Source organism: Micromonospora sp. CPCC 205561 (assembly GCF_036906775.1).
Lineage (GTDB): Bacteria > Actinomycetota > Actinomycetes > Mycobacteriales > Micromonosporaceae > Micromonospora.
Map to the genome: position 1 here is coordinate 1 of NZ_JBAKHV010000030.1, position 13,086 is coordinate 13,086.

Annotated in this window: 10 protein-coding genes and 1 pseudogene; 5 read left to right on the plus strand and 6 right to left on the minus strand. The window is 73.3% G+C overall.

The window, feature by feature from the left end:
* The 4 genes and pseudogenes from V6V16_RS17025 to V6V16_RS17040 form a co-directional block, all read right to left on the minus strand.
* Positions 1-195 (minus strand): annotated as a pseudogene (locus V6V16_RS17025) (glycosyltransferase family 4 protein); the annotation flags it as partial.
* A gap of 359 nt (positions 196-554) precedes the next feature.
* Entirely contained in the window at positions 555-1,241 is a 687-nt protein-coding gene (locus V6V16_RS17030; protein ID WP_334563224.1) for a fasciclin domain-containing protein, read from the minus strand.
* A gap of 95 nt (positions 1,242-1,336) precedes the next feature.
* Positions 1,337-3,457: a M14 family zinc carboxypeptidase gene (locus V6V16_RS17035; protein WP_334563225.1), complete on the minus strand. Its 2,121-nt coding sequence runs from the start codon at positions 3,455-3,457 to the stop codon at positions 1,337-1,339.
* 152 nt (positions 3,458-3,609) lie between these two features.
* Positions 3,610-4,272 carry a response regulator transcription factor gene (locus V6V16_RS17040; RefSeq protein ID WP_334563226.1) on the minus strand — a complete coding sequence of 221 codons (663 nt, stop codon included), beginning with the start codon at positions 4,270-4,272 and terminating at the stop codon, positions 3,610-3,612.
* 297 nt (positions 4,273-4,569) lie between these two features.
* Here V6V16_RS17040 and glgX point away from each other — a divergent pair, with 297 nt between their 5' ends.
* From glgX to V6V16_RS17065, 5 genes are all read left to right on the plus strand, one after another.
* Positions 4,570-6,687: a glycogen debranching protein GlgX gene (glgX, locus tag V6V16_RS17045; protein WP_334563228.1), complete on the plus strand. Its 2,118-nt coding sequence runs from the start codon at positions 4,570-4,572 to the stop codon at positions 6,685-6,687.
* A gap of 1 nt (position 6,688) precedes the next feature.
* The gene (treY, locus tag V6V16_RS17050; RefSeq protein WP_334563229.1) at positions 6,689-9,013 is read left to right on the plus strand and encodes a malto-oligosyltrehalose synthase; all 2,325 of its coding nucleotides are present in this window, start codon (positions 6,689-6,691) and stop codon (positions 9,011-9,013) included.
* Positions 9,010-10,740, plus strand: coding sequence for a malto-oligosyltrehalose trehalohydrolase (treZ, locus tag V6V16_RS17055; RefSeq protein ID WP_334563230.1), 1,731 nt, complete (start codon positions 9,010-9,012; stop codon positions 10,738-10,740). The genes treY and treZ overlap by 4 nt, the downstream gene beginning before the upstream one ends.
* Positions 10,741-10,844: 104 nt before the next feature.
* Positions 10,845-11,210, plus strand: a complete 366-nt coding sequence (locus tag V6V16_RS17060) for a dihydrofolate reductase family protein (protein ID WP_334563232.1) — start codon at positions 10,845-10,847, stop codon at positions 11,208-11,210.
* A complete protein-coding gene (locus V6V16_RS17065; RefSeq protein ID WP_334563234.1) occupies positions 11,207-11,398 on the plus strand; it encodes a dihydrofolate reductase family protein in 192 nt (63 codons plus the stop codon). The genes V6V16_RS17060 and V6V16_RS17065 overlap by 4 nt, the downstream gene beginning before the upstream one ends.
* A 37-nt stretch (positions 11,399-11,435) precedes the next feature.
* Here the strand turns inward: V6V16_RS17065 and V6V16_RS17070 are convergent, their stop codons facing one another.
* Both V6V16_RS17070 and V6V16_RS17075 read right to left on the minus strand, forming a co-directional pair.
* The gene (locus tag V6V16_RS17070) at positions 11,436-12,311 is read right to left on the minus strand and encodes an alpha/beta fold hydrolase (protein ID WP_334563235.1); all 876 of its coding nucleotides are present in this window, start codon (positions 12,309-12,311) and stop codon (positions 11,436-11,438) included.
* A 253-nt stretch (positions 12,312-12,564) separates the two neighbouring features.
* The gene (locus V6V16_RS17075) at positions 12,565-13,014 is read right to left on the minus strand and encodes an NUDIX hydrolase (protein WP_334563237.1); all 450 of its coding nucleotides are present in this window, start codon (positions 13,012-13,014) and stop codon (positions 12,565-12,567) included.
* Positions 13,015-13,086: the final 72 nt, after the last annotated feature.

Here is a 13,086-nt window from a genome sequence, read left to right on the forward strand (position 1 = left end):
CAGGGCGTGCACGTGCCGGCCCAGCCCGCCGACCAGCACCGGCGGGTACTCCCAGGAGAGCATGAGGATGCGGCGAGTCTGCGGGGGCGTGCCGGACCCGGCCTGCGTCGGGACGTGGGGCCGGGAGGTGAGGGTGGGCCGGTGGACCCGACCCGGATTGATGGTGGGCTGCTCGCCGACCCGCAGGGTCGTCACATCGATCTCCGTCCATGCGTGGTGGAACGCGCCGGCAGCGGTGACGGCGGAAGGGTGGCGGGGGGTGGCCGAGGGGCCGGGCGGAGGCACGCGGGCGTGCCCCAGGAACAAGCAAAGGGCATCGCGCCCGATACCGCATCTCGAAAGGGGCCAAGGTGACGGAGGACACCCGAAGGTCCGGGTCGGGTCAGTCAGGCGGATTCCGGGCATCGGCCGATCGGCCGACCGGGCGGCGGGTACGGGCGCGGACGTCACCGGCCGCCGGCCCGGGGTGCGGGGTCGGCGGCCGGTGACGTGGGTCGGCCACCCGCGGGGCGGGTCGGCGGCCGGCGCGTCCGGCTGCGGGGCCGGCGGGCCACTCAGTGGTGGTGCTCCTCCTCGTGTGCGGTCACCGGCAGGTCGCCGAGCACCTCGTCGATGACGTGGATGCGGGCCCCGGCGGCCCGGTAGTCGGCGCAGACCGTCTCGGCCCGGTCGGCCACCCGGGCCCCCGAACCGGCGGCGGTGACGGCGAGGGTGCTGCCCGCCCGGGTGGTGACGGTGCCGGCGGCCACCAGTTCGGCGACCGGGCGGGCCCCGGTCGCCAGGTGCTCCCGCAGCAGGGCGCGCAGCGTGTCGGTCTCCTTGAGCAGCAACTGGTCCAGGTTGGCGGTGGAGAACCTGGCCCGGAAGGCGTCGTCGGTCGGGGCGAGGATGGTCACCCCTGCGGTGGCGGACAACTCGCCGGCCATCCCGGTGGCGCGCACCGCCGCCTCGAACGTGGTGAGCACGGGAATCCAGGTGAGGGCCCGGTCGGGGGGCAGACCCACCAGCGAGCCCGGGCTGCCCGGCTCGGCTCCCGAGGGCAGCGCGGCGCAGAGCGGTCCGGTGACCGCGACCGGGGTGGCGTCGCCGGTGGGCTCCGTCGCGGCGGTCCGCTCCCGCGAGCCGGTGCACCCGGTCGCCGCGACCAGCAGGGCCAGGGCCAGCCCGGCCGCCGCCCACCGACGGCGGACGGCCCGGTACGGGGGCCCGGGGCGCGGCCCCGGGACGAGGGTGTCGGACATGGTCTTCTCCACTCCGTGAACCGGTACGGCAGGCGCCGGCGGGTCGGCGGCGAGACCGGCGCCGCCGGCGCCTCGTTCGGGCGGGACTCAGCAGGTCACAGCCGCGCGCACTGGCCGGTCGCCAGGCCCCGCGCGGAGTTGGCGACCTCCAGGTTCACCGGCGCCGGGGAGTTGCCGGCGCAGGCCAGCGGGCCCCGGACGGTGTTGCCGGCGACGAGCGGGGCCACCCCGCTGCTGGCGACCACGCCGACCGGGCCGGTCACGTCGTTGCCGACCAGGACGACCGGGCCCCGGGTGGCGGTGGCGAGCACCGGACCGGCGACCGTGCTGTCGGTGACGACGACCCCGGCGGCCCCGGTGGCGTTCACCGGTCCGCTGATCGAGCTGCCGTTGACGATCAGCGCGGCGCCGGGTTGTACCTGGACCGGGCCCCGGACGGTGGCCCCGTCCAGGCAGGCGAGGCCCGAGACGACCAGCGGCCCGTTGCGGGTGCCGGTCAGGGTGGGTGCGACCCGCTCGCCGGCGACCAGGCCCTCGACGGCCTGCTCGTCGAGGAGCAGCGGGATCAGGCCCCGCTCCGGCTGGGCGAGCGGGACCAGGTAGCCGTCGGCGACCTTGATCACCTTCCAGCCGTGGGCGGCGAGCCGCCGGGCCACGGTGGTGCGCTGGCCGGTCGGGCCGTCGGTGCGCTCACCGTGGTACTGCTCCTCGGTGAGCCGGTACGCGCACGGCGGCTGCTCCAGGATCCGCTCCGGGGTGGGCGCGTCCACGGGCGGCGGGGCCTCGCCCGGGTGCGGGGCCGGGTACGCCTCGATCTCGCGCGAGCCCCGGAACACGATCCGTCCCTCGTTGGCGGACTGCGACGTGATCCCCTCGGCGCGGGCCCTGGTGATGCTCCCGACGTTGGCGCCGTGGTATCGCAGGAACTCGTGGAACGTCCAGAGCGCGGAGTAGGTCTTGCGCCGGCGGTTGTTCGCGGTGTTGGTCTCGTCGGGCCGCGTCGGGCCGCCGGAGCTGCGCAGCTCCAGCAGGGAGTTGACCACGTTCTTCAGGCCGAGGGTGTTGCGCAGGATGGTCTCCTCGCTCAGCCCCACGGTGGCTCCGGCGGTGCACCCGTACGGGCAGGCCCACCAGCCGTCCCGGGCGCCCTGGGTGTACATGTGGCCCTCGATCATCTTCTGCGACTCGTCGAAGACGCCCTGCGCCACGTTCTGGTGCCGTGGCGGCAGCATCGGCAGGTCGCCGGTGTTGCTGTTGCCGTACTCGTGGCCGTCGTAGCCGGCGACCGGCCGGTAGTCGCGGACCATCTCGACCAGCGAGCGGGTCTCCGGCTGGCGGATCAGCGAGTAGTCCCGGTTCAGGTCCTGACCGGTGGAGTTGCCCCGGGTGTTGGCCGCCCGCCCGTCGCCGTTGAGCGTCGGCACGATCAGCATGGTGGTCCTCGACAGCAGGGCGAGGGTCCTGTCGTCCCTGGTGAAGGCCAGCTGCCGGGCCATGATCAGGCAGGCCTCGCGGTCGCCCGGCTCGTTGCCGTGCACGTTGCAGTTGACCATCAGCGGGTTGGTCGCGGCCACCGCCTGCGGGGTCGCCGGCGGCCTGGGGTAGCCGATGACGAGCATGTTGATCGGCCGGTCCTGGAGGGTACGGCCGATCTCCACGACCCGGACCCGGTCGCTGGCGGCGTCGATCGCGGCGGTGTACGCGTACTCGTCGACGTCGCTGGTGTACTGGGCGCCCAGCGTCTCCTCCCACTGGGTGCGCAGGCTCTCACCCGGGGTCCCCGGGTCGCCCCAGTGGCCCCGCGTGGTGCCGCCGACCGGCGCGGAGTAGGGCCGGGTCTCGGTGCCGGAGCGGGCCCGCACCCGCCACCGGAAGTCGTTGCCCGGGGCGAAGCCGGCGTCGGCGAAGGTCGGCTCGTCGTTGTTGACCTGCCGGTTCGGGCGCCACACTCCGGCGATCACCGGTGTGCCGGGCGTACCGTCCGCGGCGAGAGGGGTCCGCTCGATCTGGTAGTCGGTGGCCCCTTCCACCCGGGTCCAGGCCAGCGTGGCGTACCCGTCACCCTGCACGACCGTGAGGTCCTGCACCTGGTTCGGCTCGGCCTGCTGGCGGGCCGTGCCGGGCTGCCCCTGCGCCTGCGCCGGCACCGCCGTCGCCACGAGGGCGGCGGCGAGCAGCGCGGCGAACACACCGGCCGTTGTCCGTCCGTATCTCAAAGGGATCTCCAAACAGGAGGGATGGCTGGATGCGCCCAGCACACCCGCGCCCGGCCCGCCGTTGGCGCTCAACCCGCGATTCTTGAGGATCACCTGAGATTTCCGCTCCGGGTCGGCCGGCCCGGGTCACCCCGGTCGCCCGCCGCCCGTCGTCAGCCCGCGCGCAGCCGGTAGCCGACGCCGCGGACCGTCTGCACCAGACCGGCGTCGTCGAGCTTGCCGCGCAGGGCCGCCACGTGGACGTCGAGGTTGTGCCGGGTGCCCCAGGTGGTCTGCCAGACGTCCAGTTGCAACCGGTCCCGGGGCACCACCGTTCCGGCCTGCCGGGCCAGCGCCACCAGCAGGTCGAACTCCTTGCGGGCCAGCCCGACCTCCCGGTCGCCCAGCCAGGCCCGCCGGGCGTGCACGTCGATGCGCAGCCGGCCGACCCGCAGCTCGCTGGTGGCCCGGACGCTGCGGGCGGTGCGCCGCAGCACCGCCTCGATGCGGGCCTGCAACTCCACCGAGGAGAACGGCTTGACGACGTAGTCGTCCGCGCCGGCGCGCAGGCCGGCCACCCGGTCGTACGCCTCGGCCCGGGCGCTGAGCGCGATGATGGCCACGTCCTCGTCGGCCTGGCGCAGCCGCCGGCAGACCTCCAGTCCGTCGCCGTCGGGCAGGTCGAGGGCCAGCAGGACCAGGTCGACCGCGTCGGCCCGGACCGCCTCGGCGGCCGTCAGCGCCGGCACCACCTCGTGTCCCCGACGGCGCAGGGCCTTGGCGAGGGCGGACGCCACGCGAAGGTCGTCTTCCACCAGGAGTACCCGCACGTCCATCCCCCCGGACCTCGTCCCAGTCGGATCCTGCGAGTCTGTCCGACGATCATCGACTTGACCAGTGCGGACGCGAGACGGTGTCCGCGGCATGACCCGCTGCGGGCCCGGGGGAGGGCCGAGGTGACGGGCATCGCGGGAGCCTTCCGCCGCTACCAGTCGGGGGTGTCCCGGTCATCCACCGATCGGGTGGATTGGTGGCGGAAGTCGCGGGGCAATACCCGCACGCGCGCGCCGGCCCTCGCCGTGTGGTGCGCTCATGGTGCGGTGTGCGCTCATGATCTTGCACGAAGGAGCGACATGCAGGTCTGGCCGGGAGAGCGGTACCCCCTGGGGGCCACCTACGACGGGATGGGCACCAACTTCGCGATCTTCTCGGAGGTGGCCGAGCGGATCGAGCTGTGCCTGTTCGACGAGTGGGACACCGGGGCGGAACGGCGGATCGAGCTGCGCGAGGTCGACGCGTACGTCTGGCACGCGTACATCCCCGGCATCGAGCCGGGGCAGCGGTACGGCTACCGCGTGCACGGGCCGTACGACCCGGCGAACGGGCCGCGCTGCAACCCGGCGAAGCTGCTGCTCGACCCGTACGCCAAGGCGGTCGACGGCGACGTGCGGTGGGACCCGGCCGTCTACGACTACGAGCACGGCGACCCGGAGCGGATGAACACCGCCGACTCGGCGCCGTTCATGCCGAAGTCGGTGGTCGTCAACCCGTACTTCGACTGGGGCAACGACAAGCCGCCCCGCATCCCCTACCACCACTCGGTGATCTACGAGGCGCACGTGCGCGGCCTGACCATGCGCCACCCCGACATCCCCGAGGAGCTGCGCGGCACGTACGCGGGCCTCGCCTCCCCGCCGATGATCGAGCACCTGACGAAGCTCGGGGTGACCGCCATCGAGCTGATGCCGGTGCACCAGTTCGTGCACGACCACCGCCTGACCGACCTGGGGCTGCGCAACTACTGGGGCTACAACACCATCGCCTTCTTCGCCCCGCACCACGGCTATTCGGCGCTCGGGCACCTCGGCCAGCAGGTGCAGGAGTTCCGGGGCATGGTCAAGGCGCTGCACGCCGCCGGCATCGAGGTCATCCTCGACGTGGTCTACAACCACACCGCCGAGGGCAACCACCTCGGTCCGACGCTGAGCTTCAAGGGTGTCGACAACGCCAGCTACTACCGGCTCAGCGAGGAGGACCGGCGCTACCACGTCGACTACACCGGCACCGGCAACAGCCTCAACGTGCGCAGCCCGCACTCCCTGCAACTGATCATGGATTCGCTGCGCTACTGGGTCACCGAGATGCACGTCGACGGGTTCCGCTTCGACCTCGCCGCCACCCTCGCCCGGGAGTTCTACGAGGTCGACCGCCTCTCCACCTTCTTCGAGGTGGTGCAGCAGGACCCGGTGGTCAGCCAGGTCAAGCTGATCGCCGAGCCGTGGGACGTCGGGCCGGGCGGCTACCAGGTGGGCAACTTCCCGCCGGTGTGGACCGAGTGGAACGGCAAGTACCGCGACACGGTGCGCGACTTCTGGCGCGGCGAGCCGGCCACCCTCGCCGAGTTCGCCTCCCGCATCTCCGGCTCCGCCGACCTCTACCAGGACGACGGGCGCCGCCCGTTCCACAGCATCAACTTCGTCACCTGCCACGACGGGTTCACGCTGCACGACCTGGTGTCGTACAACGACAAACACAACGAGGCCAACGGCGAGGAGAACCGCGACGGCGAGAGCCACAACCGGTCCTGGAACTGCGGCGTCGAGGGCGACACCGACGACGAGGCGGTACGCGCCCTGCGGGCCCGTCAGCGACGCAACTTCCTGGCCACCCTGGTGCTCTCCCAGGGCGTGCCGATGATCGGCCACGGCGACGAACTGGGCCGCACCCAGCGCGGCAACAACAACGCCTACTGCCAGGACAGCGAGCTGGCCTGGATCGACTGGGACGACGCCGACACCGAGCTGCTGGAGTTCACCCGCCGGCTGGTCGACTTCCGCCGCCGCCACCAGGTGTTCCGCCGCCGGCGCTTCTTCACCGGCCTGCCGGTGCGCTCCCGGCTGGTCGACGAGCCGCTGCCGGACCTGGCCTGGTACACCCCCGACGGGCGGGAGATGACCGCCGAGGACTGGGGCAACGACTTCGGCCGCTCGGTCGCGCTCTTCGTCAACGGCGAGGGCATCCGCGAACGCGGCCAGTACGGCCAGCGCCACCTGGACGCCTCGTTCCTGCTCTGTTTCAACGCCCACGACGCGGCGCTGGACTTCACCGTGCCCGGCCCCGATTTCGGCCAGCGCTGGGAACTGGTGATCAGCACCGCGGAACCCGAACCGGAGAAGACCACCGTGGTCGAGGCGGGCGGCACCCTGCGCGTCCCCGACCGGTGCGTCGTGGTGCTGGAGAGGACCGCCTGACATGTCGACCACCCCTCGACCCGACGCGCCCCGGGTGGGTGCCACCTACCGGGTGCAGGTGCGCCCCGGATTCGACCTGGACACCACCGCCGAGCTCGCCGACTACCTGGCCGGCCTCGGCGTCACCCACCTCTACAGCGCGCCCCTGCTGACCGCCACCCCCGGCTCGGCGCACGGCTACGACGTGGTCGACCACCGCGCGGTCAACCCCGAGCTGGGCGGCGAGGCGGCCCGGCAGCGGCTGCTGCGGGCACTGCGCGCCGCCGGCCTCGGCCTGGTCGTGGACATCGTGCCCAATCACGCCGGGGTGGCCGTGCCCGCCGCGAACCCGGCCTGGTGGGACGTGCTGCGTCGCGGCCGCGACTCGGCGTACGCGAGCTGGTTCGACATCGACTGGGACCGCGGCCGGCTGCTGCTGCCGGTGCTGGCCGACTCCCCGGACGCCCTCGACGACCTCAAGCTCGCCGACGGTGAGCTGCGCTACCACGAGCACCGCTTCCCGGTCGCCGACGGCACCGGCGACGGCACTCCCCGCCAGGTGCACGACCGGCAGCACTACGAGCTGGTCTCCTGGCGGCGCGGCGACGCCGAGCTGACGTACCGCCGGTTCTTCGCCGTCTCCGACCTGGCCGGGCTGCGGGTGGAGGACCCGGAGGTCTTCGCCGCCACCCACGAGCAGGTCCTGCGGTGGGCGGCGGCCGGGGAGGTCGACGGCATCCGCGTCGACCACCCGGACGGGCTGCGCGACCCCTCCGCCTACCTGGCCCGGCTGCGCGCCGCCGCGCCCGACGCGTGGCTGGTGGTGGAGAAGATCCTGGAGTACGGCGAGGAGCTGCCGGACTGGCCGGTGGACGGCACCACCGGCTACGACGCCCTCGCCGCCGTCTGCGGGCTCTTCGTCGACCCCGACGCGGAGGGCGACCTCACCGCCCTGGACACCCACCTGGTCGGCCGGCACACCTCCTGGCAGGACCTCACCCACGACACGAAGCTCGCCGCCGCGACCCGGCTGCTCTCGGCCGAGCTGACCCGGCTGGCCGCGCTCGCCGGTGACGTCGAGCGCGACGCGGCCCGGGCGGCGCTGGCCGAGCTGGCCGCCGCCTTCGCCGTTTACCGCGGCTACCCGCCGGAGGGCACCCGCCACCTGGCCGCCGCCCGCGCCGAGGCCGGCCGCCGCCGCCCGGACCTCACCGGCACGCTGGACGCGCTCACCCGCCGGCTGCGTGACCCCGACGACGAGCTGGCGAAGCGCTTCCCGCAGTTCACCGGCGCGGTGATGGCCAAGGGCGTCGAGGACACCGCCTTCTACCGGTGGAGCCGCTTCGTCGCGCTCAACGAGGTTGGCGGCAGCCCCGCGCACTTCGGCGTGCCGCCGGCCGAGTTCCACCGGTTCGCCGCCGGCCGGCAGGCGCGCTGGCCGGCCAGCATGACCACGCTCTCCACCCACGACACCAAGCGCTCCGAGGACGTCCGGGCCCGCCTCGCCGTGCTCAGCGAGCTGCCGGGGCGCTGGGCCGACCTGGTGACCCGGTGGACGACCCGCGCGCCGCTGCCCGACCCGGCCTTCGCGCACCTGCTCTGGCAGACCGCCGTCGGCGCCTGGCCGATCGAGCGGGAGCGGCTGCACGCGTACGTCGAGAAGGCCGCCCGGGAGGCGTCGGTGTCGACGAGCTGGGCCGACCCCGACCCCGGGTTCGAGCGGGCCGTGCACGCCGTGGTCGACGCGATGTACGACGACCCGCAACTGCACGCCGAGCTGACCGCCTTCGCCGACGAGATCGCCCCCGCCGGCTGGTCCAACTCGCTCGGGCAGAAGCTCGTGCAGCTCGCCATGCCCGGCGTACCGGACACCTACCAGGGCACCGAGCTGTGGGACAACTCGCTGGTCGACCCGGACAACCGCCGCCCGGTCGACTTCGCCGTACGCCGGGAGCTGCTGGCCCGCCTCGACGCCGGCCCGCGCCCGCCGGTCGACGCGGGCGGGGCGGCGAAGCTGCTCGTGGTGTCGCGGACCCTGCGGCTGCGTCGCGACCGCCCGCGGCTGTTCACCGGCTACCGGCCCTTGCCAACCCACGGGCCCGCCGGGCGGCACGCGTTCGCCTTCGACCGGGGCGGCGCGGTCGTGGTCGCCACCCGGCTGCCGCTCGGGCTGGCCCGCGCCGGCGGCTGGGGCGACACCACCCTGTCACTTCCCGTTCACGAGGTGACCGACCTGTTCACGGGTCGCGCCTACAGTGGCGGGCAGACCCCGCTGGCCGACCTGCTGGCCACCTATCCCGTCGCGCTGCTGGCTCCCACCACCGAGTCCGTGGAGGCCCCGTCATGACCGAGTTCACGGTGTGGGCGCCGCAGGCCGCCCGCGTCCGGCTGCGCCTGCCGGACATCGCCGACCACGAGATGCGCTCCGGCCCCGACGGCTGGTGGCGGGTCGAGGTGCCCGCCGCCGGCCCCGGCACCGACTACGCCTTCCTGCTCGACGACGAGCGGGCGCTGCCCGACCCCCGCTCGGCCTGGCAGCCGGCGGGCGTGCACGGGCCGAGCCGGCGCTACGACCACGCGGCGTTCGAGTGGACGGACCAGGCCTGGACCGGCCGGCAGCTGCCCGGCAGCGTCCTCTACGAGCTGCACGTCGGCACGTTCACCCCCGAGGGCACCTTCGACGCCGCCATCGGCCGCCTCGACCACCTCGTCGGCCTCGGCGTCGACATGATCGAGCTGCTGCCGGTGAACGCCTTCAACGGCGAGCACAACTGGGGCTACGACGGGGTCTGCTGGTATGCCCCGCACCAGCCCTACGGGGGGCCGGACGGCCTGAAACGGCTGGTCGACGCCGCCCACGCCAAGGGGCTGGGGGTGATCCTCGACGTCGTCTACAACCATTTCGGGCCCTCCGGGGCCTACGCGCCGATGTTCGCGCCGTACCTCACCGAGCAGAGCAACACCTGGGGCCGCACCGTCAACCTCGACGGCCCGCACTCCGACGGCGTACGCCGCTACATCACCGACAGCGTGCTGATGTGGCTGCGCGACTACCACGTCGACGGGCTGCGCCTCGACGCCGTGCACGCGATGCCGGACTCGCGCGCCACGCACCTGCTGGAGGAGGTGGCGGCGGAGGTCGAGTCCCTCTCCACCCACCTCGGCCGGCCGCTGTCGCTGATCGCCGAGTCGGATCTCAACGACCCCCGGCTGATCACACCCCGGGAGGCCGGCGGCTACGGCCTGCACGCCCAGTGGAACGACGACGCCCACCACGCGCTGCACACGCTGCTCACCGGCGAGCGGCAGGGCTACTACGGCGACTTCGGCTCCCTCGACTGCCTCACCGACGTGCTGACCGGCGGCTTCTTCCACGCCGGCACCTGGTCCAGCTTCCGCAACCGGCAGCACGGCCGACCCGTGGACCGGCAGCGCACGCCGGGCCACCGGTTCGTCGCCTACCTGCAGAACCACGACCAGATCGGCAACCGGGCCACCGGCGACCGGATCTCCGCCACCCTCTCCCCGGGGCTGCTGCGGGTCGGCGCGACGCTGCTGTTCACCGCGCCCTTCACCCCCATGCTCTTCATGGGCGAGGAGTGGGCGGCCAGCACCCCGTGGCAGTTCTTCACCAGCCACCCGGAGCCGGAGCTGGCGACCGCCGTGGCCACCGGCCGCCGGCGCGAGTTCGCCGCGCACGGCTGGCCGGAGGGGGACGTGCCGGACCCGCAGGACCCGCAGACCTTCACCCGCTCCCGGCTCGACTGGGCCGAGCTGGACAAGCCCGAACACCGCGAGATGTACGAGTTCCACAAGCGGCTCATCGCGTTGCGCAAGAGCCACCCCGACCTGTCCGACCCGCGGCTGCACGCCGTCGACGTCCGCCACGGCGACCGGTTCCTGGTGATGCGCCGGGGCGGGTGCCTGGTGGCGGCGAACCTGGCCGCCAAGCCGCAGCGGATCACCCTGCCAGGAGTGGCGCGGCGGGTGCTGCTGGCCACGGGGGAGGGGGTCACGGTGACCCGCGACCGGATCGACCTGCCGGCGGAGACCGCGGCGATCGTGTCGCTGTGAGGGCGGCCCCCACCGAGGGGCCGCCCCCATGCACCGCTCCGGCCGCTCAGTCGCGGATACTTCGAGCGCCCGACAGTCCACCCAGGAAGCGGGGTAGCCAGGCGATGAGCAGGTTGCAGTACCAGTGCGCCATGTCTCTCGACGGCTTCATCGCCGGCCCCGACGGCGACATGTCCTGGCTCAGCGGCCGCTACGCGTCCGCTGACACCCCGACCGACGTGTCCGAGGCCGGAACCACCAATCCCCTCGTGGCGCAGGTCGGTGCGGTACTCACCGGAAACCGCACCTACCGTGGCGACGATCCGAACGCCGGCACCGAGAGGGAAGGCGGCTACGACGGTCAGTACGTCGGCCCGACCGTCGTGCTCACCCACCACGTACCGGAGGTCGCCGAAGTCGGCGTCACCTTCGTCAACGACCTCGAACAGGCCATCTCCGTGGCGAAGAGGCCGCCGGGGGCAGGTTGGTGAGCGTGCTCGGCGCCGACGTCGCCCGCCAGTGCATCGAGATCGGCGCGCTCGACGAGATCCTCGTCTACATCACGCCGGTGCTCCTCGGCGACGGCGTGCGGCTCTTCGACCGCCCTGGCGGCTCCCTCGTCCGGCTCGAAGTGCTGGAGGCGGAGAACCTGAGCATCCGCAGCCGCATCGTCTACTGATCCGCCGCCGAGCCGCAGCGGATCAGCCCGGCGACGGTCAGCTGGCGTCCAGCACCTCGCGCAGCCGCGCCGCGAACTCGGCGGGCTTGCCCGCGTAGCCGTACTCGCCGCCGAGGAACCCGCCGTGGTGGCTCGGGAAGACCACGGCCTCCCGGCCGAGCAGCGCCGCGGTGGCGACGGCCGTACGGGCGGTGTACGTCCCCGCCGACTCCTCGCCGACCGCGATCACGATCCGGGTCGGTGCGGCGGTGAGCACCGCCGCGTCGGGGCGGTAGTCGCTCACCGCCCAGGAGACCTTCGACAGCAGCGGGTCGTCGCGGGAGCCGTCGTCGTCGGTCGGCAGACCGAACGCCGCCGGATCGGGCGCGGGCTGGGCGAAGTAGTCGTCGGTGAACTCGCCCTGCCAGGACGTCATCGCGATGAACGCGGCCATGCCGGCACCGGGGCCCTTCGCCTGATACGCCTCGTGGAAGGCCGCGCGGGCGCGCTCGGCCGCCTCGGCGTCGGGGAGCACGGCGTTGATCGGCGGCTCGTGCGCCACCAGCGTGCCGACGTCGCCGGAGTGGGCCGCGACCAGTTCGAGCCCGGTCACCGCACCGCCGCTGCTGCCGAACACGTCGACCGGGCCGGCGCCGAGCGCCTCGATCAGCAGGTGCAGGTCGGCCGCCTGCTGCTGCGGCGTGTGCTCCGACCGGCCGTCGGTGCGCACACTGCGGCCCAGACCCCGCGGGTCGTAGGTGACGACCGCGCGGTCGGTGAAGTGGGCGGCGAGCGCGTCGAAGCCCTCCGCGGTCATCGGCTGACCGATCATGAGCAACGTGCGGTGCCCGGGGGAGCCGGCGAGCGGCTCGCGGACGTCGTAGACCAGGTCGACGCCGGGCGCGGCGAGGGTGCGCGTCTGCTTCTCCGTCATGTCGGCGAGCCTACGGCCGACGGGTGACAGATTGCGCGTCACGCGCCTTCGACGAGCCCAGCTCCCGGATTTGGCGCTCGGCCTCGGCGCGAGGCAGGCCGCCGAGCCGGACGTCAGCCCGGACGAGGACGGACCTGATCGCGTACGGGCCGCTGCGTCCGTCGACGGCGAGAGCGCCCTGACCTGTCCGGCCGAGGACGCCTACGTGGACGTATGCCACGGTGTCGTGGTGGCCGGTCGTTGGTCGTTCGCCTCAACGGTGCGGCGCGGTGCCGCTGGCGAGATACACCGGGGTTTGTCGGGCGCGGGCGCGTATCGCCGCGTGCGCCCGGGGAGCGACGTCGACCGGAAGGCGCCGCTCAGCCTCCTGAAGGGTGAAGAAGCCAACGTCCTCCAGCTCATGTCCGGGCAGGTCGATGCCCTCAAGACCGACGAGTGTCCCGCAGTCGAAGGTGAAGTGGACCAAGGCGCGTGGCCGCTGTCCCGCGGAAGGTGCCCAGTCAACGACGAGCAGGTCACCTGAAGCGACAGCCAGGCCCAGCTCCTCACGGACCTCACGGGTGCAGGCGTGGTGCGGATACTCGTTCTCTTCCACGTATCCGCCCGGGAAGGCCCAGTGGTCGCGGTACGTGGGCTTCACGAGCAGAACGCTTCCTGCCGGGTCGGTGATGAGCGCTCCTGCGGCGGCGTGGAAGGCGGGCACGGCCGCGCCATGGATGAGCCTCCGGGTATCGAGCGACTACCAGCGGTGACGAGCCTATGCGGAGACCGTGGG

Bases quoted from the DNA above. Each gene is read 5' to 3' on its own strand.
- V6V16_RS17030 (WP_334563224.1), bottom strand. From the start codon at position 1,241: ATGTCCGACACCCTCGTCCCGGGGCCGCGCCCCGGGCCCCCGTACCGG.
- V6V16_RS17040 (WP_334563226.1), bottom strand. From the start codon at position 4,272: ATGGACGTGCGGGTACTCCTGGTGGAAGACGACCTTCGCGTGGCGTCC.
- glgX (WP_334563228.1), top strand. From the start codon at position 4,570: ATGCAGGTCTGGCCGGGAGAGCGGTACCCCCTGGGGGCCACCTACGAC.
- treY (WP_334563229.1), top strand. From the start codon at position 6,689: ATGTCGACCACCCCTCGACCCGACGCGCCCCGGGTGGGTGCCACCTAC.
- treZ (WP_334563230.1), top strand. From the start codon at position 9,010: ATGACCGAGTTCACGGTGTGGGCGCCGCAGGCCGCCCGCGTCCGGCTG.
- V6V16_RS17060 (WP_334563232.1), top strand. From the start codon at position 10,845: ATGAGCAGGTTGCAGTACCAGTGCGCCATGTCTCTCGACGGCTTCATC.
- V6V16_RS17070 (WP_334563235.1), bottom strand. From the start codon at position 12,311: ATGACGGAGAAGCAGACGCGCACCCTCGCCGCGCCCGGCGTCGACCTG.